The following is a 26,442-nucleotide window of genomic DNA, read 5'->3' on the forward strand; positions in this document are numbered from 1 at the left end:
AAATTTATCTCAAATTTTAATGATCGGTATTTTCGGGGCATTTCACTCAAATTCTAACAGATGTCGTTAAGCATGGTGGCAGCCGCCGCCTGCAATTGCTGGACTTTTGCCCCGCCGCTCTGCCACAAGAGTTAACGTGATGCTGAAATATGAGGAAAATCCGGCGCTTACCTGCTATTAACCACGAAATTCAAAGAGCCAGGCAGATGGCCCAAAACGGGACTTTTAGCATTTTTGGGCTGTGGAAGGCGACTTTGCCTTATCCTTTCCTTAAGCCGCGAGGGCCTATTGTCCGGGTCAATGAAAGGCCTTTTCGGGCAGGTATTGCGTGCGTGTATTGAGTGACATTGGCGGTTGGGCGACAGCCCTCGTGGACCGGGCAGCTGCAAGCTGGCTTTCCCGCACGAGCGGCGGCGAAGCTGTGCGTCAGAGCGAGCTCACCATTCTGCGCCGCCTGGTCTTCCTCTCCTCTGCCGCTCTTGTCGCCGCTCCGGTCGGCCTCTCCATCGTTACCAGCCCCGCAGTTGCACTGCCGGCCGGCGTCGCCACGGTCTGCGCCGCCTTTCTTTTTTCTGCCGTCGGCAGCATTGCGCTCGCCCGCCAGGCTATTCCACAGCACGTAGCCGCAGCCAGTGCCGACGATCTCTTCCTTGAGATGAGCCCGGGCCTCGTCCTCTTCCTCGATCCGCTTGGCAGCGTGACGATGGCCGGCGGCCGCGACAAGCGCGACTATCTCGTCTGGATGCGCGACCTGAAGGGCCGTGGCTTCTTCGAGCAAGTGCATGTTTCCGATCGCATCCTTTTCCTGCAGGCGCTGGATGCGCTGCGCCAGGGCGAGGAAAAGGCGACCGTCGATCTCAGGCTGGAGCGCCCCTCCGTCTCGCGCGATAACAGGCAGTTCGCTTATCTGCGCATGGATATGACCGCACGGCGTGATGTCGACGGCATACTTTCGGCCGTCATTGCCCAGTTGCATGATGTTTCGGTGGAGCAACGGCTTCGCGCCGAGGCGCAGACGCGCGCGGCAGATGCGGAATCGGCCAACGATGCCAAATCCCGTTTCCTGGCCGCCGTCAGCCACGAGTTGCGCACGCCGCTGAATGCCATCCTCGGCTTTTCGGATATCCTGATCGGCGAATATTTCGGCAAGTTCGAGAACGAGCGCCAGCGCGAATATGTCGGCCTGATCCGTGAATCCGGTGCGCATCTGCTTTCCGTCGTCAACACGATGCTGGACATGAGCAAGATCGAGGCCGGCCGTTACGAGCTGATGCTCGAGCCTTTCGATATCGGCGCATCGATCCGGTCCTGCGAATCCATGCTGGCGCTGCAGGCCAAGAGCAAGGGCGTGACGCTCACGAGCCGTGTCCAGCGCGGGATCGCAGAGGTCGTGGCCGATCAGCGCGCGCTGCAGCAGATCCTTATCAATCTTGTCGGCAATGCCGTGAAATTCACCGAAACGGGCGGCGTGGTCACCGTCGATGCGGCCATGCGCGACGGCATTCTGAAGCTCACTGTCAGCGATACCGGCATCGGCATTCCTGCCGACAGGCTCGCCACACTCGGCCAACCTTTCGTCCAGATCCAGAACGATTATACCCGTCGATTCGAGGGCACGGGTCTTGGCCTGTCGCTGGTCAAAGGCCTTGTCGCCCTGCATGGCGGCAATTTCGCCATTGCCAGCCAGCCTGGCGAGGGCACGATCATCACCATCGAGATTGCGGCGGATGGTTCCGGAGCCCCGGCGGCAGAAAATGCCGGCCAGGTGGAAACGGTCGAGTTTCCGCCGCGGCTGAAGGGCGCGGCGGGTGCCGCAGAACTGGAAAAGGGGCTATTCGATGGCCGCGCGCAAGCGAAAATCGCCTAAGGGCAGGAAGGGACGGCAGCAGCCGGGCCTTGTGATGACCGGTGCGGCAGCACTCGGCGGCATCGGCCTGCAGGGTGCGACTGCGCTGGGTGGCCTCGGTCTTCAGGGCGCCGGTGCGCTTGGAAGCGTCATCGGCCGTAATCCGTCCATTGCCGGCGGCACGATCGCCTTCGTCGTCATTTTCTCCTTCGTCGCTGCCAATGCACTCTGGTATCAGCCAGGCGCGCATCCGCATCCGATTTTCCGCACCCGCGATCCGGGCGCGCCGACCGCCATAGGCTTCCGCCCGCAGGTCGAGCCGCAGGGCGATGTCACCACGTTCCGCATCGAGCGGCCGGACGACGCCGCGGCGACGACCCAGACCACGCCGCCATCTGCAGCGGCCGGCCAGCAGCCGAGCCAGCTCGTGATGGACATCCAGAAGGAACTGATCCGCCGCGGCCTCTATAACGGCAATGCCGACGGCGTCATCGGCCCGCGCACCAGCGCAGCCATCCTTTTCTTCGAGGAAACGGTCGGTATGGCGCAAAGCGGCGATGCGACGCCCGAAGTGCTTGCTGCGCTCAGAACCGATGCAGTCGGTCCCTCGACCGTCCCGCCGGAGAAACCTCGGGAAGACGTGACGTCGAAGGCGACGGAGGAAGATCCGGTCGCAGCCGCTATCCGCAGCGCCGAAAAGACCGTCAAGACGGCGCCATCAGGGCCGAAACAGGTTCCGCTGTCAGGCATTTCCAGTGTCGATCTGGTGTTGAAGATCCAGAAGGGCCTGGTCAACATGGCCTACGCCAATGTCGGCGTCGACGGTGTCGCCGGCGAACAGACCCGCGCCGCCATCCGGCACTTCCAGAAACACTACAATCTCCCGGAAAATGGCGAACCCAGCGAAGCCGTGTTGAAGAAGCTCAAGGAAATCGGTGCGCTCTGAGCAATAACGGACTGAAATCAGCCCTGCTGCGACAGGGCTGACGGCTGGCTCGCCAGCCGCAGGAGCCGGTAGTCCACAGTTCGCACCCGACCTTCGACATCAACCACCTCTTCGATCGGCCCGACATTGATAGCGGCCGAAGTCCGGTAGCGCTTCGGCGCAATACCGGTCACGCGCTTGAATGCATTGCTGAAGGCGCTCTCCGAGGTATAGCCGAGTGAAAGCGCCAGCGAGGAGACCGGCATCGATCCCTCGCGCAGTGCCCGCTCGGCAAGGCGCATGCGCCAGGCGGTGAGATAGGTGAGTGGGGCAACGCCCGCGACCGTCTTGAAGCGCAGGGCGAAGCTGGTGCGCGACATGCCGGCGGATTTCGCGAGCTCTCCGAGCTGCCAGTCATGCGCTGGGTCTGAATGCATCAGTCGCAGCGCCGGCGCGATCTTCTCGTCGCCAAAGGCGCGCAGCCAGCCGACCGTCAGCGGCTCCGACGTCATGATATGGGCGCGCAGCACCTGCACGAAGATGAGCTGAGAAAGCTGGGCCGAGGCAAGCAGCGCGCCCGGTTTGCCGGCCGCCATTTCCCGCACCAGCTGGTCCAGCAGCCAGCGCAGCACGCCGGCCTCGGCAAGGGTCGCCCGCACATGGATGACCGGAGGCAATACGTCGAGCAGCAGCGCCGTGCCGGCCGGCCCAAGCGCGATATGCCCGCCGATATAGAGGAAATCCTCGCCCACGCCATGCCGCGCCATGCCATTGACCTTCTTCTCCTTGAAGGTTGTGACGGCATCGGCGGGCTCCATCGCAAGATCGGTTGCCAGCATGAAGGAATGCTTGCCGTTGAGCAGGACGACGTCACCGGCTTCGAGCAGGATAGGCTCGCTGCCATTGTCGAGCACCAGCCAGCAGCGGCCTTTGGCCACCGCGCTGATCTTGATGCGGTTCGGCTGCGGAAAGGCAAGCGCCCAGGGGCCGCCGGCAATCAGACCGCCCGCCATCAGGCAGCGGGCATCGAGCAGGCTGAGCATTTCGGAGAGGGGATCGCTTGTCATCTCTGTACGATGGCGCAAGAAATCGGGATTTACAAGCATTCAGAATCCCACCTGCCGGAGATAGATATTTCCCGACCAGAGCAATTCCGGCAGACGTGTGCAGCGGTTTTACGTCTCGAACTGCATAAAAACAAAGAGATAGAACATTTCCGTCACCCACGGGACGGAATCCTCTTGAAAGGAGACATTTCATGTCCACTCCCCAGGCTCCCATCGGTTCACGTTTCGGTGCAGCGTCCACGGCGCAAGAGGTGATTGCCGGCCATGACCTCACCGGCAAGGTGGCGATCGTCACCGGCGGTTATGCCGGTCTCGGCCTCGAAACCGCCCGCGTGATGGCGGCCGCCGGCGCCAAGGTGATCGTGCCCGCCCGCAATATCGAGAAGGCGAGGGCGGCGGGCGAAAACGTGCCCGGCCTGGTATTCGCCTATATGGACCTGATGGATCCCAATTCGATCGACGAGTTCGCCGATTGTTTCCTCGAAGACGACAAGCCACTGCATTTCCTCATCAACAATGCCGCCGTCATGGCCAACCCGCTGACGCGCGACAGCCGCGGTTATGAATCGCAATTCTCCACGAACCATCTCGGCCACTTCCAGCTCACCGCGCGGCTCTGGCCGGCGCTGGTGAAGGCGGAAGGCGCGCGTGTGGTTGCCGTCTCCTCGCGCGGCCATGTCCGCGCAGGCGTCGATTTCGACGATCCGATGTTCGAGAACCGCGAATACCTGCCCTATGTCGCCTATGGCCAGTCGAAGACAGCCAATGCGCTATTTGCCGTTGCGCTGGACGCTTTGGGCGCACGAGAGGGCGTGAGGGCCTTCTCTCTTCATCCGGGCGGTATCGTCACGACCGATCTCATTCGCCACCAGTCGCGCGAATATCTGCTGGCGAGCGGTTATGTAGATGCCGACGGCAACCCGGTCATCGACCCTGAAAACAACAAGAAGACCATTGCCCAGGGTGCGGCAACCACTGTCTGGTGCGCTGTCAGCGATGAGCTGGATGGCATGGGTGGCGTCTATTGCGAGAACTGCGATATCGCCAAGGCCGTGCCGGCCGACTCCGAGGAACTGCTCGGCGTGCGCCCCTGGGCGACCGATCCCGAGCTTGCCGAGCGCCTCTGGCAGATGAGTGAGAGACTGACGGGTCTGACGCAGAGCTGAAGGCTTAAGGGGGCGGGGGTCTAAGACCTAAGTATAAGCGCCGCTATTCTTAGCCAGTTGTTAACCATGTTGTTTGAAGCTTCCCTAATGTAGCTTGGGGGAGCTCGATCATGCAGGCGTTGCAGGCGGTGGAGGAGAATGCCGTAAGCCCGGCTTACGAGCCGGAAGGGCCGGATCGCGACGCGCTGCGCCATATCCTTTCGCGCCTCGCCGAAGAGGCTTCCACGCTCGGCGTCGACCTTGTCGATATTGCCGGCGCCATCCAGGACATGGCGGCAATGTCGGCCCGCCATGCCGCCGCCTTCGATGAGGTCACCCGCACAGCCCTTTCCATCGCCGAGACCAATCGCTCCGTTGCCGTTTCGCTGCGTGAGACGGACAGTACCGCCACGCAAGCGCGCCACATGCTGAAGGAATCGGCAGATCGCCTGTCCGGATCGGTCTCGGAAATCCGTCACATGGTACAGTCCTCGGAAGAGATCAGCGCGGAAATCTCCGGCTTCTCCCGCTCGCTGACCGACGTCGACAAGGTGGCCGCCGAAATCAGCACCATCGCCCGCCAGACCAATCTCCTGGCGCTCAATGCGGCAATCGAGGCCGCCCGTGCCGGCGAGGCTGGCAAGGGCTTTGCCGTCGTCGCCTCCGAGATCCGCGCCTTGTCGCTGCAGACCTCCAAGGCCACGGGCTCCATCCAGGAAACGCTGGAGCAGCTTCGGCTCAAGATCGATCGTCTCTCGACTGTCGGCGGCGGCGCCCGCAAGAGCGCTGCCGGCGTCAGCGAAAAGTCCGAAGCGATGCGCGGCGCCTTCGAAAGCATGGAACATGTCATTACCCGCATCCTCGATTCATCCGCCGTCATGGCCAACACGACCGAGGCCGTGGATCGCGATTGCGCCGGCTTCGTCGCCAAGCTCGGAGAAATGTCGGCCGAGGTGCTGGATTCCAACGGCCGGCTGCAGCAGGCAGCCAGACGCGTCGACAGCGTCGTCGGCCTGTCGGAAACGCTGATCCAACTGACCGCGAGCGCCGGCGTGGAAACCGCCGACCGCCACTGGATCGAACAGGCCCAATCCGTCGCCGGCCAGATATCGCATGCCCTGGAGCGTGCCGTTGCCGAAGGCGCAATCGGCATGGAGAGCCTGTTCAACCGCCACTACCAGCCGATATCGGGCACCGATCCGGTACAGATGATGGCGCCCTTCACTGAACTCGCCGACCGGCTGCTGCCGCCGATCCAGGAGCCGGTGGCGGGTTCCGACCAGCGCATCGCCTTCTGTGCCGCCATTGATGAAAACGGCTACCTGCCGACCCACAATCGCAAATTCTCCGAGCCGCAGCGGCCGGGCGATGTCGTCTGGAACACTGCCAATTGCCGCAATCGCCGCATCTTCAACGATCGCGTCGGACTTGCTGCCGGCAGAAGCACTGCGCCCTTCCTTGTCCAGACTTACCGGCGGGACATGGGCGGCGGCAACTTCGTCATGATGAAAGATATTTCCGCCCCGATCACAGTCCGCGGTAGGCATTGGGGTGGTTTGCGATTGGCGGTAAAAGTATAGCGTTGCCGCCATCTGCCATCCGGTCTATGTCCCGCCCATGAGATTGCGCGCCGATATCTACGTTTCCGCTCTTGTCCGCAGGGTTTTCTCCGCCGGCGATTTTGCTGCCGTGGAGAAGAAGGGCGCGGAAGAAGCTGGCGCGATCTTCATTCGCCAGCGCTTCCGCGACGGGCTTGAAACCCTCTATGCGCCGGCCCCGCAAAGCTTCTTCGACGAGGAGAGCAGCGGCGACCGGCTGTTCGAAATCAGGCTGGAACGCGCCGAGCCCGAAAAGGTGCAGGAAATGCTGGAGCGCGAGCGCAAGTTCGACCCGGATCTCTGGATCGTCGAGCTGGAGGCGGACGAGGTCTCGGAACTCATCCCGACGGCCAGCTGACCGCTGCCTTGAATTTACGCCAATTCCCGCCTAGTTTACCGCCATCCGCAATACCAACAGGATGTGTGCTCAATGGATATGAACCTGATCGCAACGCCAATTCGCCTTGCCATCGGGGATTTCCATGCCTGCATCCATTACAGTTTCCAATCTTTCGTGGTCCACGCCTGACGGCCGGCCGCTTTTCTCCAATATCGATCTGAGCTTCAACGCGGAGCGCGCCGGCCTTGTCGGTCGCAATGGCGTCGGCAAGACAACGCTCCTGAAGCTCGTCGCCGGCGAACTGCAGCCGCAGACGGGCTCCGTTGCCGTATCCGGCACTATCGGCATCCTGCGCCAGAGTGTGCAGGTTGGGCCGGATGAAACGGTCGCCGATCTTTTCGGCGCAACGCAGGCGCTTGCCATTCTCAGCCGTGCCGAAAGCGGCGAAGCCACTGCCGATGAGCTTGCTGTTGCCGACTGGACGCTCGAAGCCCGCATCGAAACCGCACTGGAACGTGCCGGTCTTGCCGCTGGGCCGCAGACTTTGCTGGCAACTCTCTCCGGCGGCCAGCGCACGCGCGCGGCATTCGCCGCCCTGATCTTCGAAGAGCCGGATTTCCTCATCCTCGACGAGCCGACCAACAATCTGGACCGGTATGGACGCGAAGCGGTGATCTCGCTTCTTGGAGGCTGGCGCCACGGCGCCCTGGTCGTCAGCCACGACCGCGAACTGCTGGAGACGATGGATGCGATCGTCGAGCTGACGACTTTGGGCGCCACCCGCTATGGCGGAAACTGGAGCGATTACCGCGCCCGCAAGGCGCTGGAATTGGCCGCCGCCGAGCACGATCTGGCGGACGCCAAAAAGCGCGTGGCGGAGGTCGCCCGCAGTGCCCAGGAAACGGCCGAGCGCAAGGCCCGCAGGGACAGTGCCGGCAAGAAGAAAGCGGCCAAGGGCGACATGCCGCGAATCGTTGCCGGTGGTCTCAAGCGGCAGGCGGAAAATACCAGCGGCGAGAATGCCCGCCTTGCCGAACGCCGCCATAGCCAGGCGCTTGAGGATGCCGAGGAGGCCCGCAAACGCATCGAGGTCCTGCAACCGCTCTCTGTCAAGCTGCCCTCGACCGGCCTGCCGCCGGGCAGATCGGTATTGAAGATCGACGCGGTGACCGCCGGCTACGAAATCGACGAGCCGATCATCCGTAAACTATCCGTCGACATGACCGGACCCGAACGCATCGCAGTCACCGGCCCGAACGGCTCGGGCAAGACAACCCTGCTGGCGTTGATCGCGGGCGATCTCCAGCCATGGGAGGGAGCGGTGCGTGTTTTGACCTCTTTCTCGATGCTCGACCAGCGCGTCAGCCTGCTCGACCCCGAAACCTCGATCCGCGACAATTTCCGTCGGCTGAACCCGCAATCGGATGAGAATGCCTGCCGCGCAGCCCTTGCCCGTTTCATGTTCCGGGCGGATGCTGCGCTGCAGATCGTCTCTACTCTGTCAGGTGGCCAGCTTCTGCGTGCCGGCCTTGCCTGCGTTCTCGGCGGTGCGACACCGCCGTCGCTGCTGATCCTCGACGAGCCGACCAATCACCTCGACATCGATTCCATCGCGGCCGTCGAAGCAGGCCTCAGAGCCTATGACGGCGCGCTGCTGATTGTCAGCCATGACGAGGTGTTCCTGGAGATGGTCGGCATCACGCGTCGGCTGGAATTGCCTGCGAGAAAGTTACTCGAATGAGATACCGAGCAGCTTTTCGCTCAGCGTCCAGAGCCTCGCGGCGGCCTCCTCGTCCATTGCCCAGGGCATGACGCCGCGCAGCTCCGTCGTATCGGCAGGCAGCGCCTCAGCAATATCGCAGTCCTCGCAATAGACGCCGCCCATGCCGTCGAGCTGGCGGCTCGTCGCACACCAGACGGTGGTTGCCGCACCCTGTTCGATCGTCTTGAAGAGGGCCGCGATATGCGAGGGTATATTGCCGTCGGTATCGCGGAAGCCGATCGCTTCCATATCCGCGTCCGAGACATAGCGGGTCAGCTCCGTCCGGATCGAGCCGGGGTGGACCGAGAAGGCGCGTACGCCATGTTCTACCCCGCGCCGGTCGAGCTCGAGTGCGAAGAGTGCGTTGGCGGTCTTCGACTGGCCGTAGGATTTCCAGGCATCATAGGGTCGGCGCTGATAATTCGGATCGTCGAAATCGATGGCGGAGAAGCGATGCGCGCCCGATGACAGTGCCACGACGCGGGCATTGCCGGAGCGCTTCAGCGCTGGCCAGAGCCATGCGGCAAGCTGGAAATGACCGAGATGGTTGGTCGCAAACTGCCGCTCGAACCCCCTGTCGTCATGGGCACGCGGCGTTGCCATGATACCAGCATTGCCGATGAAGAGATCGAGCGGCCGGTGGCTCGCGGCAAATTCCCGGCCGAAGGCATTGATCAAGGCCGGGTTGGAAAGATCGAATGAATGGATCTCGATACGCGGCAGGTCTTTGAGCGCCGCTTTGGCCTTCTCGGTATCACGCGCCGGCACGATGATCGAAGCTCCGGCCTTCGAAAGCACACGCACCGTCTCCAGGCCAAGGCCGGCATAGCCGCCTGTAACGACGGCAAGCTTGCCGGTGAGATCGGCATTGCCGAGCGCTTCTTCTGATGTCGTCGAGCGGCTGAATCCGGAGGGAAGGGGATATTGGGAAGTCGGCATGAAGTCCTCGCATTTGTCTTGTGGGCGGCTTGTCCGCTCCTACTGGACTAGACCTAGGCCATCCGATGTAGGATTATCCATGCGCTGAAATCCAATCTGCTTGCGTGATCGTCCTAAATGTTTCCTGTCGACCCTCTCTCCGATGTCCTGTCGCTGCTCTCGGCCAGGAGCCTGCTTTCCGCCAGTCTCAGAGCCAAGGGTGACTGGTCCATCCGCTTTGCCTCCGATGGCGTGAAGTTCAATGCCGTGCTCGAAGGCGGCTGTTACCTGGTCTCCGAAGGAAGTGAACCACGCTGGCTGGAGGCCGGCGATTGCTTCCTCCTCGTCAATTGCGGCACCCATATCCTGTGCAGTGACCCATCGCTGCCGCCGCTTTCGCCGTCCGAGGTATTCGGTCCCGACCATGTCGGTTCCATCCATGCTGACTTGCCGGGGGAATGCCTGTTTGCCGTCGGTGGGCGCGTGACTTTCGATGATGCCGATGCCGGCCTGTTGCTCGATGCGCTGCCTCCTATCCTCTTCGTCAGTGGCAAGTCGCGGGAGGCAGCCGCCATCCGCTGGCTGCTGTCGCGTCTGGGAGAGGAATGGGATGAGAAGCGCGCCGGCGGGTCGGTTGCGGCGGATCATTTGGCCCAGCTTCTCTTTGTGGAGCTCATCCGTGTCTGGCTAGCTCAGGCCGAGACGGCAGCGCCGGGCTGGATGCAGGCCTTGAACGACCGGCGTGTTGGCGCGGCGATCCGATTGCTGCACGGCGATCCCGCGCGAAACTGGCGGCTGCAGGATCTGGCGGATGCGGCCGGCATGTCGCGCTCCAATTTCGCCCTGCGGTTCCGGGAGCTAGCCGGTATCTCACCGCTCGATTATCTGCTGCGCTGGCGCATGCGGCTTGGCGCGAAGGCGCTACGGTCAGGCGCGGAGCCGATCTCGGCGATTTCCTATTCGCTGGGCTATCAATCGGAAAGCGCTTTCAGCAATGCGTTCAAGCGTATCACCGGCGTTGCGCCGCAGCAGTACAGGCGCGAACACCAGATGGCTACAGCATCGGCCCGAAAATCGGAATCGATTTTTGGAAAGCCTGATGTGTAGAATCAAAGAGTTAGAGCGACTTTTGTGCGTCCGAACGGACGCACAGCGCTCTAGCGCGCCCGGTTGACGCTCTTGAGGTCGCGCAGCGGCGCCTGCCGGATGAAGCGATAGGCGGGAGCCTGCGCCTGGGCTGCGGGCGCCGGCTTGGCTGCGGCCGGACTGTCCGGATTGTAGGTGTAGCTGTCGGCCCGCCGCCAGGCCTCGACACGAGCATGGCACTCTTCCGGGTCCAGCGCATCGAGGACGAGGAAGGCGCGGCTGACATTGTGCTGCACCTCGGCAAGATGCGGATAGAGCTTTTCCAGCACGAAGACGGAGTCAAGAAAGCCCATGCCAAGGCTTGTCAACGTCGTCGCGAGCTGCTGGCCGGAGAGGTCGAGCATGATACGTTCAGCAAGCCAGCGGCTGGCGGAAAGCGCATCGGCAAGTGCGGTGGCGAAATGCGTGGCTTCCCGAGAGCGGGCAAAGCGCACCAGCAGCGCCTCCTGAATATCGGATAGCGAACGAAGGCCAAGCCGGTCGTCGTCATCGCGGCCGAGATGGCCGGCAAGGCCGCGGATGCGCTCGCGCAGCGCCTCTTCATTGGCGAGACGCTGGGCTTCTTCCTGGTCCATTTCCGGCGGAGCAGGCATCGGCGAAAGAGGCATGGGCAGCTGTTCGGCAGGCGTGGCGGCGGAAGGACGCGGCTCGGCCTGTCGCAATGCCACCAGCGCATCGATGACCTTGGGCGAGAGAGAGTCCCGGCTGACGATCGCCTTCACATGCGAGGCACCGTGGGTGCGGGCAATCGTGATCAACGTATCGTCGCCGATTGCCTTGGAGGAGGTGAGGAAAGGAGCGGCGATTTCGATCGGCTGGTTGCCGATAAAGAGGGCGACTGCTGCCGGCATGTTCTCGCATTGGGAAAGTGCGGCGACGGCCTGGCGCCGTGCTTCCTCGGAGGATGCCTGGAAAAGTGGCATGAAGAGTTCGGCAAACTGGCGCAGTTCGGAGCGTGTCGGATGTGACAGGTTCTCGAAACTGCTGACAGTCGCCATTAACACCACGTCCTTCTTCCTGATGGCCAACGGGCCCTCTAGGTCTCGAAACCGGTCACGCACAAGCACACCCTGAAAACGCAGAACAAGCGGGACACCGTGGGCCGACAAGCGCTGGCGGGACGCGCGTCAGACCATACGGTTATGAACAAATCCTACACCGGCACGGTTAATGCATGCTGAAGATTCTATTAAAATGCAACAGAAATATACACGTTTCGCGTGTCGCATAATAGTAAGCCGGCAAAATAAAATCACCTGCCCCCGGAACACGGGCATTCGCAGTTTCCAGACATGCGGATAAATAGCCGGCAAATAATCTATAGGCCAGTGCGGCCGTTGAGTGCCGACAGAAGCTTGTCGTGTTCGTGGTGGCCCGACTGGTAGAGGTCGAGCGCGGTCGAAGCAGCGAACTGCGCCTCGACACTTCTGATGTCGATATGTCTTTCAGCGCACCACGCATTTAGCACGCCACTTAACACGTCCAAATCCTCTGACGTGAATGCGCAACCATATAAAAAGGGCATGGGCTGCTCTCCGTATGACAGCAAGAGCACGTGTGACTTCCAAGCGGCCATCGCCTTAAAAGCTTTGGGCCGATGGAGTTACGATACACCCATCCATCCTGGCCGCAATTCATATTTTAATGATGCATATTTGCAACAGTGGGGGCTTGGGCGCCGTTTCATTGGCGGGGAGCCATTAACTATATGAATTATCTCTAATTTTATCGGACGGCTTTCAGCCTGTCTTTTCTTTTCCGCGGCTGAAACCAAACAACCGTTCTGCGCGTTATCTGAGTGCCGAGCAGGCTGCCCAAAGCAGCGGCTGAATATTAGTAATCTGTTAACGGTCGTGTGTCTCAATTCGGACAGGAACGACGCGATTTGGGAATATGGATCGTGGAAGCTCCGCAACATCACGGTATTTCGGTAGGTGCCGTGAGAAAGGCGCGAATGCCCTCGGTCCGGTTCATCCGGCGCTTGAGGACGCGCTGGCCCGCAGCAAGGCGGGCAGGGTGAAATCCAACGCAAGTTCATCCGTCTCGGGCAGTGCATGGAGACGAGAATGGCAATTGTAGTCGCATTGGCGGACCGGCTGCCGCAGGCGCCGCGCCGCTCGGGCAAGGAGCCCGGTGAAGCAAAAATACTCTGGTTCACCGGCGTCCGTTACGAACGGATCGTCGAAACCCCGAAGAAAAATCCGGCGCATTCTGCGCCGCGCGTCAAGAATAAGTAATTCACGAAAACAACCCTAGCGGGCGTCGAGTTCCTCGCAGCCCGCTTCCGTCAGGAAGGCGCGCGCAGCCTCGTCGAAGCTTGCCTGCGGCGCCAGCGTGCGCAGCACCGCATAGCCCTCGGGATGCGCCATCTCGACCATGATCGTCTGCTCCAGCTCTTGCGGGAGGTTCTTTCGAAGGTCCGTCAACTGGATCGGGCCTGCTGCGAGAACATCGAGAGCGCCGCCGACAGAGGTGCGGTCGTTCATGCTGAAGACCTCGTTCGAAGCGCTGTCATAGATCGCGATCGACCAGAAGGGCACATTTCCCTTGGCGGTGAAGTGCACCGGATCCTCGCCCACATCGAAGGAGCAGACGGCCGTGCGCACGAAGGGATCGCCATTGGCGAGCCCTGCTTCATCATATCGGCCGGTCAGCAGATAGAAATTGTTCGGATCGCCCTCCGCTTCCACCCGCGTCGCCGCATCGCGGCCGGTGAAATGCGGCAGTGCCAGAATGATGACGAGATGCAGAAGCGCTGCGCCGAAAAGCCCGGCGAGAAGGGCAAAGAACACCCTAAGCATTGCCGCATCCGATCTTGGTCAGTTTCGGCATCGACAGGTCGATGACGCCGGAGCTGCCGGCCGTTGGCGTGTCGAACAGCGTCAGCACCAGCCGGAACGTACCGGCTTGCGGCAGTGCCAGCCAGTTGCCGGGCTCGGCCCGCGTCGCAATGTCGATGGTGAAGCTGCTGTCCGGCTGGCGAAGGACCGTCCATGAATTCAGCGCCGCCGGCAGGGCCTGCTGCAGGGAGGCGGGATTGCCGGCATTGTCTGCGGTAAACAGAGTCCACAGCCGTGCCGGCGGCGTCTGGCCGCTGATGCGGTAATGGCAGGCAGCGTTCAGTCGCTCGCCGCTGTCGTCCACGCTTGCTGTAAAGGTCAGGCCTTCGGCGCTGCCATAGAGCAGCTTGCCGGCGCGCGCGCGATGCGACTTCGCATAGGGGTCGGCGTCGACGGTCTGGAGTTCCGGAAAGGCCTCCCAGGCGCCGAGCTTGATCGCTCCGAATCCCTGCGTCGCATCCAGCGCGTAAAGCGAAATCATGATGCCGCCGCCGAAGGCGACGATCAGCGTGATCAGGATGAAAAGGGGAAACCGAAACACCTTGCGCCCTTGAAGATCAAACTTGAAGATCAAATCAGTTGAAAGGGTTACCACTGATTCTGGGAGGGTGGAATGCCATGGGGCGATGTGTCCCCCAACTCTTGGCAAGTCGAAGGGCGGTCCGACTAAAACAGCGGAAGCATCATTCCGCGCTCGCCACCTTCTGCACCTCGAGCGGCGCAGCATCCTTCAGCTTCTCGCCGATACCCTTGAGAATGTTTGTCGATTGCACCGACAGCATGCGCGGGCGGACAAGCGTTGGCACGCCGTCCTTCGGCTTGTTGGCCTGTGCCTTGGCGACATCCTTTTCGGATGGCAGCGGGTTTTCGATGCCGGGGATGGGGCGCAGCGTGACGCCCTGATGGGCATAATCCATGGCGCGCTTGAAGGTCATGGCCGGTAGCGAGCCGCCGGTCATGTTGTTGGTCGACGTGTAGTCATCGTTCCCGAACCAGACGGCGCAAGTATAGTTGCCGGTGAAGCCCACGAACCAGGCATCGCGATAGGCCTGCGTCGTGCCCGTCTTGCCGGCGGTGACGACACCGTTGTCGAGGGCTGCCTTGCGCGCCGTGCCCACATAGGGCACCCGCGACAGCATCTGGTTCATGTAGCTGTCGGCCTGTTCGGACAGCACCCGCCGGGCGGGCGGCTCGTCACGATCGAAGTCGTAGAGAACGTCGCCGTCATAATCGAGAACCTGCGTAATGCCATGGCGACGGGACTGATAGCCGCCGGTCGGGAACACGGCATAGGCGGTCGCCTGGTCCAGCACCGTCACCTCGGACGTGCCGATTGGGATCGTCACGTCGTCGCGGATCGGCGTTTCGACGCCCATGGCCTTGGCCATGGCGCGGATCGGCTGGATGCCGAGCTTTTCCTTGGCAAGGCGCACCGGGATGGTGTTGATCGACTGGGCGATCGCAGTCTCCAGCGTGATGCGGCCGGCATAACGGTTTTCGTAATTGTGCGGGCTCCAGTTGCCCCAGGAAATCGGCGCGTCGATGATCGTCGTTTTCGGCGTCATCCCGCTCTCCATGGCCACCGAATAGGTATAGACCTTGAAGGAGGAGCCCGGCTGGCGCAGCGCCTTTGTGGCGCGGTTGAACTGGCTCTCGCCATAGTCGCGTCCGCCGACCATGGCGCGCACGGCCCCGCCGTTTTCGATCATCACCATCGCGCCCTGCTTGGCGTGATAGGCCTCGCCATATTCGCGCAGCGACGTCTCGATGGAATCGTCGGCCGCCTGCTGGATGCCCATGTCGATCGTGGTGCGCACGATCAGCGAGCGCTGGTGGAAGCGCGGCGACAGGCGCTGTACCTCGTCGAAGGCCCAGTCGAGGAAGAAGTCGGGCGATTCCACCTCGTTGCGGTCGACGACATTGGCCGGATTGCGCCGTGCCGCGATCACCTGACCCTCGGTCATCAGCCCGCTCTGCACGAGATTGGTCAGCACCTCGTTGGCGCGGCCGCGGGCGGCCGGCAGGTTCACATGCGGCGCATATTTGGCAGGCGCCTTGAACAGGCCGGCGAGCATGGCGGATTCGGCCAGATTCACATCGGTGATGCTCTTGCCGAAATAGAATTGCGCCGCGGCCGCCGCACCGAATGTGCCGCCGCCCATATAGGCCCGGTCGAGATAGGTCGCGAGGATCTCTTTCTTGGAGAGATTGGCTTCCAGCCAGAACGCCAGGAAGGCTTCGGTGATCTTGCGGTCGATCGAGCGCTCGTTGGAAAGGAACAGGTTCTTGGCGAGCTGTTGCGTCAGCGTCGAGCCGCCCTGCACGACTTCGCCGGCCTGAGCGTTGGTCACCATGGCGCGGAAGAGGCCGATCACGTCGATGCCGAAATGGTCGAAGAAGCGCCGGTCTTCTGTGGCGATCACGGACTTGATCAGGGAATCCGGCAACTCGTCGATCGGCACGGAATTCTGGTGGATGACGCCGCGATGGCCGATAATGTTGCCGTAGCGGTCGAGGAAGGTGACGGCAAAATCGCCGCGGTTGCGCCAGTCTTCCTTGGTGGCCTCGAAAGCCGGCTGGGCGAGCGCCAGCATCAGCACCATGCCGACGGCGCCGAGCGTCAGCCCTTCGCCGGCGAGTTCGAACACCGCACGTTTCCAGCCGCGAACGCGGAAGCGGCGGAAGAAGATGGTCGTGTCTTCCCAGATCTCTGCTGCGCGAAAACCGGCATTCCAGACGGTCGAGTCGATCCACGAATCGATGCGCAGCAGCAGGTGACGGTTTTTCGACTGCTGCTTGCCTTGCCCGTTTTCGGGGCCCTCTGAACCAACATCTGACCCATTATTTGGGTTGTCCGGATCCTGCACGTCCTATATTCCCGCCTGAGCACGCTCGGCACCGTAAAATCCGGACGCCGGAGCGGGGCCTGAAAGGGGCCGCAACTCTCCGGATAGCCGGAGCAAGTTGAATAATTGGTTGATTTTGCGCACAAGAACAAGAGAGTTGAACGGTCGTCACGCGAATTTGCGGGCGGCTGTTGCAAGAAACGAACGATGAACGATCTGCCCTTCTGGAAGCGTAAGACACTTGCCGAAATGAATGCCGAGGAATGGGAAAGCCTCTGCGACGGCTGCGGCCTCTGTTGTCTGAACAAGATCGAGGAATGGGATAGCGGCGATGTCTATTTCACCTCCATCCGCTGCAAGCTGCTCGACAGCGAAAGCTGTCGCTGTTCCAGCTACCCGAACCGCTGGGATTTCGTGCCCGACTGCGTTCAGCTGACCAGGGAAAACGTTCCCGAAATCGCATGGCTGCCGCCGACCTGTGGCTATCGCCTCGTCAATGAGGGCCGCGATCTCTATTGGTGGCATCCGCTAGTCTCAGGCGATCCCGAGACTGTCCATGCCGCCGGGATTTCCGCCCGCGGCCGCACCATCAGCGAAAACGAGGTCGCTGTCGACGATTTCGAAGATTACGTCGTCGACTGGCCGCTGACGGTCGGAGATGATGCCAAGGAGCCCGAGGAAAAGGCCGGCTGACCGTCATGACCAGGTGCTGTGAGGTATCTGGAACAGATGCCTTATGCGCGTCGTCAGCGTCGTTGGATGGCTGGCTTCGCCCGACACGCCTGCACTGAAGTGATGCTTCTCGGATTCGATCCGGCGAGACAGCAGCAGACCAAGCTCTTCGGCAAGTGCCGGCCGCTCCTGCATGATCGCCGCGAGGTGATCCTTGGCGATTTCGTAGACCACGACGGATGTCAGCGCACGGATATTGGCCGGCTCAAGCGCACCCATCAGCACGCCGCGTTCGCCGAAGAGATCACCGGGCGCGATTCTGGCGAGTTCGATCGTCTCGTTGCCTTCCTTCCGCTCGACGACGGCAACACCGCGCCGCACGACCATCAATGATGTCAGCGACGTATCCTGCGTGGCGATCAACGCATCCTTCCGGAAGGTCAGCCGCTTCATGTCGGCCGCAAGCGATTCCTTTTCGTCTTCCGTCAGCGTCGAGAAGAGCGGAATGGCGTTGAGCAGGCGCCAGGCCGAGTTCGGATGTTTCCCGGCGTCCTCCGGCGGATCCGCAGCTGGGGGAAGCGACGACCCTGCAGGTGACGCAAGCTGCAGGCCTGACGCCTTGATGTGACGATAGACGAGATCGTAGACTTCGTTCCGGGCAGCGGTCGCCTCGCCCAGTCCGGAGACACGGAAGGAGAGCTCGAATTCGATGGCACTGCTGTCAAGCCCGGTGACGCTGACAGTCGGGACGGGGGACTTCAGGATGGCGTTGCTGCTCAAGAGTACCGTGCGCATCGTCTCCTCGATGGTCGCCGGCGGGCTTGAAGGCACGACCCGGATTTTCAGCGAGACGCCATGGGCTTCTTCAGGGCTGGTCAGGTTCGTCAGCCGCGCCTTGGCGAGTGCGCTGTTGGGTACGATGACAAGGTCGTTTGTGCCGTTCAGGAGATGGGTGGAGCGCCAGTTCGTCTCCACCACGCGGCCCTGCACGCCGTCTTCGAGAACGATCCAGTCGCCGACGCTGTAGTGCCTGCCGAGATTGAGCGCGACGCCCGAGAATACGTCATTCAGCGTACTCTGAAGCGCAAGGCCGAGCACGATGGCGAAGACACCCGATGTTGCAATCAGTGTGCCGATCGGTGCGCCGAAGACGTAAGCCACGACCGACAGCCCGGCGCCGAGATAGATGATGCCGACAACGAGATCCTGCAGCAGCCGTGCCTCGCGCGGCTTGCGCTCGAAGATCAGGAAGAGCCGCACCGAACTCGCCAGTACCATTGCGCCACCGATCCACCAGACGGCCTTGGCGACCCCGACGAAAATGCGCCGGAAAAGATCTTCGGCCTTGCCCATGTCGGACGTATAGGGGGCAATCTCGTGTTTCACGAGCAGCACGGTCAGCAGCGCGAAGAAGATGAAGTTGGCGATCAGCCGGAAGGCGGGTTCCCGTCCGAAAATGAACCGCGCCGCGGCACTGGCCAGAACGAGAACAATAAACTGGTATAGCGGATCTTCGAGCGTCTGCCATGACATGCAGGACATCCTGATTGGGGGTTGGACCCTATATCACGGAAGAAGAAGTCCTGTCCTCTGACACGAATGGATAGGGTGTCGTGACCGCGGACAACGCCGGCCGGGATTCTTGCCCGGCCGGCCATTTGACAGCTATTGCGCCGCGTAGGCTTCCAGCGCTTGGACGAGCTTCAGCCCCGCTTCGGCGCGGACCGTGTTCGGATAGTTCCGGTTCGCCAGCACCGTCAGGCCGATATGCAACTTCGGCACCAGCACGACATAGGCGCCGAAACCGTTCGTCGATCCCGTCTTGTTCATCAGCACCGCCGTCTGCGGCGCAAGCGGCTTTGTCCGTTTTTTCACGGGCTGGCTTTCCAGGCTCATCTTTGCGGAATTGCCGTCGAGAAGCTGCTTTAGCGCGACGGGCCAAGCATATTGCTCCCAGACCATGTCCTGCGTGTAATAGGCCGTATCGAAATATCCCGTATGCGTTTTCTCGATCGCAGCCCTGAATTCAGGTGCAAGAGCGTCCGGCTTCAAATTGGCGTCCAGCAGATGCATCATGTCGCGGGCCGTGGTCTTGATGCCGTAGGCCTCGTCGTCGAGGACGCCAGGTCCGACGCGGATCGGCTTGTTCGCCTTGCCATAACCGAAGGCGTAGCGATCCATGGCATCAGGCGGAACCGCGATGAAGGTGCTTTTCAGACCGAGGGCGGGAAACAGCTGCCCTTCGGCGGCTTGCCGGTAGGTGCCGCCGAGACGCTGTCCGGCAATACGCCCGAGCAGGCCGATGCTGACATTGGAATAGGAGCGCATGGTGCCAGCCTTGTAGGCCGGCTTCCAGCTCTTCAGGTAGGTCATCAGCTCGCTATCATCAGTCACGCTGTCTGGAACCTGCAGCGGCAGGCCGCCTGATGTATGGGTGGCGAGATTGACGAGGGAGATCTTGTCGAAGGCGCTGCCCTTGAGCTCCGGCAGGTAGGTCGAAACCGGCTGATACAGCGACAGCAGGCCGCGCTGTTCGGCAGCGGCGGCAAGCGTGACATTAAAAATCTTGCTGACAGAGCCGAGTTCGAAGATCGTGTCGCTGGTGACCGGCGCTTTCGTCTCGCGCGAGGCTTCCCCGCGGGTATAATAGAATTCCGAGCCATTGATCGTCACGCCGACGGCTAGTCCGGGAATGTCGTATTCCCTGATCACCGGCTGAAAAACGCGATCTGCTATCTCCTGGAATGCCTTGTCCGTCATGTCTGCCGCGTGAAGCGGGCTCGCCGACAAGGCGAGGGCGATAAGGCAATGTCTTGTGTTCATCGGACGGTTCCTCTTTGCGCAGCCGGCGATACGGCCGACACACCGTCGATAGCGTGGCCGTTTGCCCCTCCACAAACGATAAGAACTCGCAGGAGGCCCTAGTTTAATTTGGGCTTGAGAGCGGCAAGAAAGAGCCGCAGTTCCCGCTCCACGTAATCGGCAACCGCGCCATCGGACGAGAAGCCCCACCAGAGCAGCGATCCCTGCCATTGCGAGAGCATCAGCCTGGCAATGGTCTGTGCTTGACTGTGCCCCTCGAAACGCTCGGCAAGTGCCGAGATCAGTGCGGTCCCCCACGCCCCGCCGCGGGCGCGCAACACCGGGTCGCGGAAGTCTTCGCGCAGCAGAAGCAGGCCTTCCGCATAGGAGGCGGGATTATCTCCATAGTCCTGGGAAAGGGCGGCGAGAAGCGCGATCGCTCCGTCCGAGGTCTTCGGCAATGTATCGGCAAGTCGGGCGGTTTCAGCATCCAGCCGGTCCCAGGCGTGGAGCAGGGCGGCGCGCAACATGCCGGCCTTGGTGGCGAAGCGCTGCACCAGCGTCGAACCGGAAAGGCCGCTCGCCTTCGAGACCGCCGCAAAGGTCGCCGCATCCGGTCCCTCCGACTGGATCACATCGAGAACGATCGAAAGCAACTGTTCATCGGAAAGCGTGCGCGGACGCGGCATGAAATTCCCTCTTGCACTCGCCTTATTTATGAACGAACATTCGTTTATATACAAGTGAGCCGATCGATATGGCCAATTCTTTCTAGCGGGGAGGACAGCGAAGTGACAGTGAACTTGAATGGAAAGGTAGCACTCGTTGCCGGCGGAACGCGTGGTGCCGGCCGTGGCATTGCGGTGGAACTGGGCGCGGCAGGCGCGACCGTCTATGTGACCGGCCGGACGACACGCGCGCAGCAATCCGAATATGGCCGGCCCGAGACCATCGAGGAAACAGCCGAATTGGTGAGTGCGGAGGGTGGGCGCGGCATCCCGGTGCAGGTGGACCATTTGGTGCCCGAGCAGGTCGAAGCGCTGGTTGCCCGCATCCGAGCGGAGCAGGGCAGGCTCGATATTCTCGTCAACGACATCTGGGGTGGCGAACATCTGACGGAATGGAACAAACCGGTCTGGGAACATTCTCTCGACAAGGGCCTGCGCATGCTGCGGCTTGCAGTCGACACCCATTTCATCACCGCCCACTATGCGCTGGCGCTGATGATCGAGCAGCCGGGGGGCCTTCTGGTAGAGGTCACGGATGGCACGGCGGATTACAACGCCACCCATTATCGCCTCTGCCCCTATTACGACCTGGTGAAAACAGGCACGAACCGCATGGCCTGGGCGCATGCCAAGGATCTGGCAGCCCATGGCGCCACTGCCGTCTCGCTCTCGCCGGGCTGGATGCGTTCAGAAATGATGCTGGAAATTTATGGGATTAAGGAAGAAAATTGGCGTGACGGTACAAAAGTCCAGCCGCATTTCGTCATATCGGAAACGCCGCGGTTCACCGGCCGAGCCGTCGCCGCACTCGCTGCCGATCCCGATCGCAACAGATGGAACGGCCAGTCGCTCTCGAGCTTCCAGCTGGCCGATGCCTATGGTTTCACCGATCTCGATGGCACCCGGCCGGATTGCTGGCGGTATCTCGCCGAAGTGCAGGAGCCCGGCAAGCCGGCAGATGACGCTGGCTATCGCTGATCCGATGGACTGCGGCCCCGGGCATTGATCGGCCGGCGAATCTGCTAGTCTCCTCCCGGAAAGGGAGCTCGCACGACTTTGCGTATCATTTCACTGAATGCCTGGGGCGGCAGCGTCCACGCGCCGCTGATCGACTATCTCGCGCATGCGGAGGCCGACGTCTTTTGCCTGCAGGAGTTGATCCGGTCAGCGCCCGATACGCCGGAATGGCTGGAATATCGCGACGGCGGCACTCGGTTGGCCCAGCGCGCCCGTCTCTATGACGAAATCGCTGCCGTTCTTCCCGATCACGACGGTTATTTCAGCCCGTTTGCGCGCGGCGACCTCTTTCACGGCGAGATCCTTTTCCCGTCCGAATTCGGGATCGCCACCTTCGTCCGCAGATCCTATCCTGTCATCGGGCAGGCGGCGGATTTCATCCATGGCCGTTTCTCGCCGGATGGCTGGGGCGAGCATCCGCGCTCGCGCAATGCCCATTGCATCCGCCTGTTCGATTATGCCGGCGGCTTTTCCGTCACCATCGCCCAGCTTCACGGCCTGCGCGATCCCGCCGGCAAGGGCGACATCCCGGCACGTCATGCCCAGGCGGATGCACTCGTCGAGCTGATCGAACGCGTCTGGCCGGGTGACGAACGCCTCGTCGTTTGTGGCGATTTCAATGTGCTGCCTGACAGCGTAAGTTTCGAAAAGCTCGGCCGCCTCGGCCTCAACGATCTCGTCACCAGCAGGGGTTTTACCGATACCCGCACCTCGCTCTATCCGAAGGAAGGGCGCTTTGCCGATTATATGCTGGTGACGCCAGAGGTCGTGGTGGAGCGCTTCGAGGTCGTCGAACAGCCCGAAGTTTCCGATCACCGGGCGCTCCTGATTGAGCTTGCCTAAGCAATTCCAAAGGCGAGAAGCGGTTTTGCGTCCCGAATGGAGCAGGAATTAGCGCAGCTTGAAATGCCGGTTGAGGTCGGCGATCTGCTCCTCATTCAGCTGCCGCACCTTCATACCGCGCGTAATGATCGAAAGCTTCGCCGCCTCTTCCAGCTCTTCGATCGCGAAGACGGCGGAGTCGAGCGTGGCGGCCGAAACGATGGGCCCGTGATTTTCCAGGAGCACCGCGCTGTGTTCGGCCGCAATCTCGGCAATCAGCGGCTTCACGTCGGTTGAGCCCGGCCGCGTATAGGGCACGACCGGCACCTTGCCGACGCGCATGACCACATAGGGCGTCAGCGGCGGAATGGCGTCCTTTGGATCGGTATCCGCAAGGCAGGAAAGGGCAGTCGCATAGGTGGAGTGCAGGTGCACCACGGCTCCTGTTTGCGGCCGCTTTTCATAGAAGGAGAAATGCAGCGGCAGTTCCTTGGTCGGCGCATCGCCCGACACATGCCTGCCGTCGCTATCAAGCTTCGACAGCCGCTCGGCATCGAGGAAGCCGAGGCAGGAATTGGTCGGGGTCGCGAGATAGCCTTCTGCGGTGCGCACCGAAATATTTCCGGAAGAGCCGGCCGTAAGCCCCCGGTCGAAAAGCGATTTTCCCCAGCGTACGATGGCTTCACGCAGTAGGGTCTCACTCATGGCCTGCAATCCTGTCCAATGCCTTGGCGAAAAAGTCGGGCGAGCCGAAATTGCCGCTCTTCAGCGCGAGTCCGATCGGCTGCATCGGGTTGCCGCGTTCCGATACCAGCACCGGCACGCCGGGATCGATCTCGGCGCCGATGATCATATGCCTGAGGCCGAGCGCCTCGACCACCGCGCCTGAGGTTTCGCCGCCGCCGACGACGATCAGCTGGGTGCCGGAATCGGCAAGCCGTTTGGCAAGGCCGCCGAAGAAATCCTCAAGAATCTTCGCCGATTCCTCGCGGCCGAAGCGCTGCTGCACGAAGCTCACGACTTCAGGCGAGGAGGTGGAATAAACGATCGGATTGTCGGCCGCATTGGAAGCAACCCAGTGGGCGGCATGCTCCACCGACATGGTGCCGCGCATGATCGCCGCCGGGTCGATCGAAAGGCCTGGATGGTTCTGGAGATGGCAGGCGACCTGGTTCTGAGAGGCGAGCGAACAGGAGCCGCAGAGGATGACACCAGGCCCGCTGACGACAGGCACTTCGGCCGGGGCGCCGGAGAGCTTGCCGCGCCTGGCGAAATTGCGCGCCAGCCCCTGGGCCAGTGCCGACCCGCCGGTTACGAGTTCATGATCGGCGACGGCTTCGCCGATTGTCAGTAGATCGGCATCCTCGATCGCATCGACGACGATGAGACGATTGCCATCGGTCAGCTCATCGCGCAGCCGGCGGCGGATGGCTTCCGAACCCTGGCGCACCGTATCGAGCGTGATGCCGCCGACACCGCCGCGCGTCTGCAGCCGCAGCCAGCGGCGGATATCCGGATCGGTCATCGGCGTCAGCGGATGGTTCTCCATGCCGGATTCGCTGAGCAGCTTGTCCTTGACGAAGAGGTGACCCATGAAGACCCGTCGGCCGGTTGCCGGAAAGGCCGGGCAGACGACGGTGACATTGGCGCCGGTCAGTCGCTGCAACGCTTCGGCCACCGGGCCGATATTGCCTTCAGGCGTGGAATCGAAGGTCGAGCAATATTTGAAGAAAATCTGCTCACAGCCCTGATCCAGCAGCCAACGTGCCGCATCCATCGATTGCCACACCGCTTCCTCGGCCGGTATCGAGCGCGTCTTCAGCGCCACCACACCTGCTTCGCAATTGACCTTGCCGCGGCCGGGGCCGACGAACTGCATCGTCGACATGCCGCCGCGGGCAAGGGTGTTGGCTAGATCGCTGGCGCCGGTAAAATCGTCGGCAATGGCTCCAAGCAGCATGTCAGGTGCGCTCCGGTAGACTATTGTTCAATTGGTCCTCGATATGGACGCCGATGGTGTCATCAAGGGATGTCCCGGCTGTGAAACCGGGCGAAGGGGTGCGGCTGGCATCGAAACTCTGCGCCGATCACAAGGATTTTCATTTGAAACGGTCCTCCGACCGATGAAGTGAACGCAAACCAGAACGCGTTGTCGCCTGAGTCGGCAGACATAGTGCGTTTCCAGTTAAGACCAGCCGGGCACGGCTGTCACGCAATTTCGGGCAGAGGGCGTACCTTGCTTCGAGAGCGGTTTCGCGGCAACAAGCAGGGCATGAGCATTCCGACAGACTATCCGTTCGACTTCGATCCCACCTACGGGATGACGCTTGCCGATCTGCAGGCCATCCGCCCGCCGGAGGCGCCTGAGGGATTCGATGCTTTCTGGCAGAAGCGTTATGAGAAGGCGCTGGCGGTCAAGCCCGGGCCGCGCCTGGGCCCGAGCAAGGATACCCATCCGGATTGGCAAGTGCGCGATATCGCCTACACCTCCACTGATGATATCAGCATCGGCGGCTGGCTGCTCACGCCCCGCAAGGGCGAAGTCAGGCGCGGCCTCGTCGTCGGCCACGGCTATGGCGGGCGCGACCAGCCGGAATTCGATATTCCGGTCGAGGAAACCGCAATCCTCTTTCCCTGTTTTCGCGGCATGTCGCGCAGCGCTCATCCGCCGATTTCGCCCGACGCCCCCGGGCATGTGCTGCATGATATCGATGATCCCGAACACTACGTGATCGGCGGCTGCGTCGAGGATCTGTGGGTAGCAGTGTCGGCGCTGCTCTCCCTTTATCCTTCACTCGACGGTCATATCGGCTATAGCGGGATCAGCTTCGGCGGCGGTATCGGCGCGCTCGCCATTCCCTTCGACAGCAGGATCGATCGCGGCCATCTGACGGTGCCGACCTTCGGAAACCGCAAGCTCTGGCTGACATTGCCGACGGTAGGCAGCGCCCACTCGGTACAGGAATACGCAAAGACCCACTCGGGTGTTTTGGAAAAGCTGCGCCTTTTCGATGCCGCAACGGCTGCGACCCGCATCAGCATACCGATGCTGGCCGCCGTGGCCCTCTTCGATCCAGCCGTCGCGCCGCCATGTCAGTTCGCGGTTGCGAACGCTTTGCCGAAGTCAAAATTTAACGAAATCTTCATCCTGGATGCCGGGCATTTCGACTATGCTGATAGTGCAGTGCAGCAAACTGCGCTGCGCGAGCGAGTCGGGCGGTTTTTCAGGGGTCTATGAACCGAGAATATCTGCGCTGGTACAGCGATCGGCTCCATCGTGACATGGAGCTTCTGGTGTTCGGGCATGCCGGCGCCAAAGTTTTGATGTTCCCAACGCGGGAAGGGCGCTTTTGGGAATATGAACATCTCGGCATCGTCGCCAGCCTCGCTGACAAGCTCGAGGCCGGCCATTTGCAACTGTTCTGCATCGAAGGCCTGGCGGGCGAGACCTTCTACGATTTCGGTCGTCACCCGGCCGATCGTATCCGTCGCCATATCGCGTTCGAGGAATATGTACTGAACGAGGTCCTGCCGTTGATGGAGAGCCGCAACGGCCACGAATGCACCATCGTGCACGGCTGCAGCCTTGGCGCCTTCCAGGCCGCCAGTCTCGTCTTCCGCCACCCGCATCTCTTTCGCAAGCTGGTGGCCTTTTCCGGCCGCTACGACCTGACGATGAAGGTCGAGTCCTTTGGTGATCTTTTCGACGGCTATTACGACGAGACGGTCTATTTCCACACGCCGACGCATTTCCTGCCGGGTCTCACGTCCGACTGGCGGCTGGAAAAGCTGCGGCAGGTCGAGATCGTTCTGACGATCGGCAACGAGGATCCCTTCCTCGACAACAACCGCTATCTCAGCCGCCTGCTCGCCGAAAAGGCCGTCGGCCATCAGTTGCATTTCTGGGATGGCAGGGCGCATCGCGCAGGAGCCTGGCGCCGGATGGCGCCACTCTACATCTAGACGCT

25 protein-coding genes are annotated in these 26,442 nt (G+C 61.7%); 13 read left to right on the forward strand and 12 right to left on the reverse strand.

Annotated features, from left to right (window positions below):
* The first annotated feature begins 328 nt into the window (after positions 1–328).
* On the forward strand, positions 329–1,867 hold the full coding sequence (locus tag FHT93_RS16160; RefSeq protein WP_183848311.1) for a HAMP domain-containing sensor histidine kinase: 1,539 nt from the start codon (positions 329–331) through the stop codon (positions 1,865–1,867).
* A complete protein-coding gene (locus FHT93_RS16165; RefSeq protein ID WP_183848313.1) occupies positions 1,839–2,792 on the forward strand; it encodes a peptidoglycan-binding domain-containing protein in 954 nt (317 codons plus the stop codon). Before FHT93_RS16160 ends, FHT93_RS16165 begins: the two co-directional genes overlap by 29 nt.
* Positions 2,793–2,809: 17 nt before the next feature.
* Here the strand turns inward: FHT93_RS16165 and FHT93_RS16170 are convergent, their stop codons facing one another.
* Entirely contained in the window at positions 2,810–3,877 is a 1,068-nt protein-coding gene (locus tag FHT93_RS16170; protein ID WP_183848314.1) for an AraC family transcriptional regulator, read from the reverse strand.
* Positions 3,878–4,029: 152 nt separating this feature from the next.
* Between FHT93_RS16170 and FHT93_RS16175 the strand changes: the two genes are divergently transcribed.
* The 4 genes from FHT93_RS16175 to FHT93_RS16190 all read left to right on the forward strand — a co-directional run bounded on the left by FHT93_RS16175 (position 4,030) and on the right by FHT93_RS16190 (position 8,662).
* A complete protein-coding gene (locus FHT93_RS16175) occupies positions 4,030–5,004 on the forward strand; it encodes an oxidoreductase (protein WP_183848317.1) in 975 nt (324 codons plus the stop codon).
* 110 nt (positions 5,005–5,114) lie between these two features.
* Positions 5,115–6,563, forward strand: a complete 1,449-nt coding sequence (locus FHT93_RS16180; RefSeq protein ID WP_183848318.1) for a methyl-accepting chemotaxis protein — start codon at positions 5,115–5,117, stop codon at positions 6,561–6,563.
* A gap of 37 nt (positions 6,564–6,600) precedes the next feature.
* Positions 6,601–6,939 carry a DUF1491 family protein gene (locus FHT93_RS16185; RefSeq protein WP_113208203.1) on the forward strand — a complete coding sequence of 113 codons (339 nt, stop codon included), beginning with the start codon at positions 6,601–6,603 and terminating at the stop codon, positions 6,937–6,939.
* Between the two features lie 124 nt (positions 6,940–7,063).
* Positions 7,064–8,662 (forward strand): ABC-F family ATP-binding cassette domain-containing protein, encoded by a 1,599-nt coding sequence (locus FHT93_RS16190; RefSeq protein WP_183848320.1) that lies wholly within the window; start codon positions 7,064–7,066, stop codon positions 8,660–8,662.
* Here FHT93_RS16190 and FHT93_RS16195 read toward each other — a convergent pair.
* Positions 8,651–9,622, reverse strand: coding sequence for an oxidoreductase (locus tag FHT93_RS16195; protein ID WP_183848322.1), 972 nt, complete (start codon positions 9,620–9,622; stop codon positions 8,651–8,653). The two genes, FHT93_RS16190 and FHT93_RS16195, sit on opposite strands and share 12 nt — an antisense overlap.
* Positions 9,623–9,739: 117 nt before the next feature.
* Here FHT93_RS16195 and FHT93_RS16200 point away from each other — a divergent pair, with 117 nt between their 5' ends.
* Positions 9,740–10,708, forward strand: a complete 969-nt coding sequence (locus FHT93_RS16200; protein ID WP_183848324.1) for an AraC family transcriptional regulator — start codon at positions 9,740–9,742, stop codon at positions 10,706–10,708.
* Positions 10,709–10,758: 50 nt separating this feature from the next.
* On the opposite strand, the gene FHT93_RS16205 is transcribed toward FHT93_RS16200, so the two are convergent.
* Positions 10,759–11,808, reverse strand: coding sequence for a DUF2336 domain-containing protein (locus FHT93_RS16205; RefSeq protein ID WP_183848326.1), 1,050 nt, complete (start codon positions 11,806–11,808; stop codon positions 10,759–10,761).
* 257 nt (positions 11,809–12,065) lie between these two features.
* On the reverse strand, positions 12,066–12,272 hold the full coding sequence (locus FHT93_RS16210) for a hypothetical protein (protein WP_113017143.1): 207 nt from the start codon (positions 12,270–12,272) through the stop codon (positions 12,066–12,068).
* Positions 12,273–12,813: 541 nt separating this feature from the next.
* Between FHT93_RS16210 and FHT93_RS16215 the strand changes: the two genes are divergently transcribed.
* The gene (locus tag FHT93_RS16215; protein WP_183848328.1) at positions 12,814–12,984 is read left to right on the forward strand and encodes a hypothetical protein; all 171 of its coding nucleotides are present in this window, start codon (positions 12,814–12,816) and stop codon (positions 12,982–12,984) included.
* Between the two features lie 15 nt (positions 12,985–12,999).
* Here the strand turns inward: FHT93_RS16215 and FHT93_RS16220 are convergent, their stop codons facing one another.
* The 3 genes from FHT93_RS16220 to FHT93_RS16230 all read right to left on the reverse strand — a co-directional run bounded on the left by FHT93_RS16220 (position 13,000) and on the right by FHT93_RS16230 (position 16,454).
* On the reverse strand, positions 13,000–13,548 hold the full coding sequence (locus FHT93_RS16220; RefSeq protein WP_112547432.1) for a DUF1254 domain-containing protein: 549 nt from the start codon (positions 13,546–13,548) through the stop codon (positions 13,000–13,002).
* Positions 13,541–14,128 (reverse strand): DUF1214 domain-containing protein, encoded by a 588-nt coding sequence (locus FHT93_RS16225; RefSeq protein WP_112547459.1) that lies wholly within the window; start codon positions 14,126–14,128, stop codon positions 13,541–13,543. The genes FHT93_RS16220 and FHT93_RS16225 overlap by 8 nt, the downstream gene beginning before the upstream one ends.
* A 142-nt stretch (positions 14,129–14,270) precedes the next feature.
* Positions 14,271–16,454: a transglycosylase domain-containing protein gene (locus tag FHT93_RS16230; RefSeq protein WP_183848330.1), complete on the reverse strand. Its 2,184-nt coding sequence runs from the start codon at positions 16,452–16,454 to the stop codon at positions 14,271–14,273.
* A gap of 186 nt (positions 16,455–16,640) precedes the next feature.
* Between FHT93_RS16230 and FHT93_RS16235 the strand changes: the two genes are divergently transcribed.
* Positions 16,641–17,126 (forward strand): YcgN family cysteine cluster protein, encoded by a 486-nt coding sequence (locus FHT93_RS16235; protein WP_112547434.1) that lies wholly within the window; start codon positions 16,641–16,643, stop codon positions 17,124–17,126.
* 3 nt (positions 17,127–17,129) lie between these two features.
* On the opposite strand, the gene FHT93_RS16240 is transcribed toward FHT93_RS16235, so the two are convergent.
* The 3 genes from FHT93_RS16240 to FHT93_RS16250 all read right to left on the reverse strand — a co-directional run bounded on the left by FHT93_RS16240 (position 17,130) and on the right by FHT93_RS16250 (position 20,596).
* A complete protein-coding gene (locus tag FHT93_RS16240; protein ID WP_183848332.1) occupies positions 17,130–18,638 on the reverse strand; it encodes a mechanosensitive ion channel family protein in 1,509 nt (502 codons plus the stop codon).
* A gap of 132 nt (positions 18,639–18,770) precedes the next feature.
* A complete protein-coding gene (gene ampC / locus FHT93_RS16245) occupies positions 18,771–19,928 on the reverse strand; it encodes a class C beta-lactamase (RefSeq protein WP_183848334.1) in 1,158 nt (385 codons plus the stop codon).
* 98 nt (positions 19,929–20,026) lie between these two features.
* Positions 20,027–20,596 carry a TetR family transcriptional regulator gene (locus tag FHT93_RS16250; protein ID WP_113208210.1) on the reverse strand — a complete coding sequence of 190 codons (570 nt, stop codon included), beginning with the start codon at positions 20,594–20,596 and terminating at the stop codon, positions 20,027–20,029.
* Positions 20,597–20,698: 102 nt separating this feature from the next.
* Here FHT93_RS16250 and FHT93_RS16255 point away from each other — a divergent pair, with 102 nt between their 5' ends.
* Positions 20,699–21,613, forward strand: a complete 915-nt coding sequence (locus FHT93_RS16255; protein WP_183848335.1) for an SDR family oxidoreductase — start codon at positions 20,699–20,701, stop codon at positions 21,611–21,613.
* Positions 21,614–21,691: 78 nt separating this feature from the next.
* Positions 21,692–22,495 (forward strand): endonuclease/exonuclease/phosphatase family protein, encoded by an 804-nt coding sequence (locus FHT93_RS16260; protein WP_183848337.1) that lies wholly within the window; start codon positions 21,692–21,694, stop codon positions 22,493–22,495.
* 48 nt (positions 22,496–22,543) lie between these two features.
* Here FHT93_RS16260 and FHT93_RS16265 read toward each other — a convergent pair whose 3' ends face one another.
* Together FHT93_RS16265 and otnK are read right to left on the reverse strand one after the other, a co-directional pair.
* The gene (locus FHT93_RS16265; RefSeq protein WP_113146352.1) at positions 22,544–23,179 is read right to left on the reverse strand and encodes an aldolase; all 636 of its coding nucleotides are present in this window, start codon (positions 23,177–23,179) and stop codon (positions 22,544–22,546) included.
* On the reverse strand, positions 23,172–24,434 hold the full coding sequence (gene otnK / locus FHT93_RS16270; protein WP_183848339.1) for a 3-oxo-tetronate kinase: 1,263 nt from the start codon (positions 24,432–24,434) through the stop codon (positions 23,172–23,174). The genes FHT93_RS16265 and otnK overlap by 8 nt, the downstream gene beginning before the upstream one ends.
* Positions 24,435–24,746: 312 nt before the next feature.
* Here otnK and FHT93_RS16275 point away from each other — a divergent pair, with 312 nt between their 5' ends.
* Positions 24,747–25,712: an acetylxylan esterase gene (locus FHT93_RS16275; protein WP_183848341.1), complete on the forward strand. Its 966-nt coding sequence runs from the start codon at positions 24,747–24,749 to the stop codon at positions 25,710–25,712.
* The gene (locus FHT93_RS16280; protein WP_183848343.1) at positions 25,709–26,437 is read left to right on the forward strand and encodes an alpha/beta hydrolase-fold protein; all 729 of its coding nucleotides are present in this window, start codon (positions 25,709–25,711) and stop codon (positions 26,435–26,437) included. Before FHT93_RS16275 ends, FHT93_RS16280 begins: the two co-directional genes overlap by 4 nt.
* Positions 26,438–26,442 lie beyond the last annotated feature (5 nt).

It is taken from the genome of Rhizobium sp. BK379 (genome assembly GCF_014193955.1).
GTDB lineage: Bacteria > Pseudomonadota > Alphaproteobacteria > Rhizobiales > Rhizobiaceae > Rhizobium.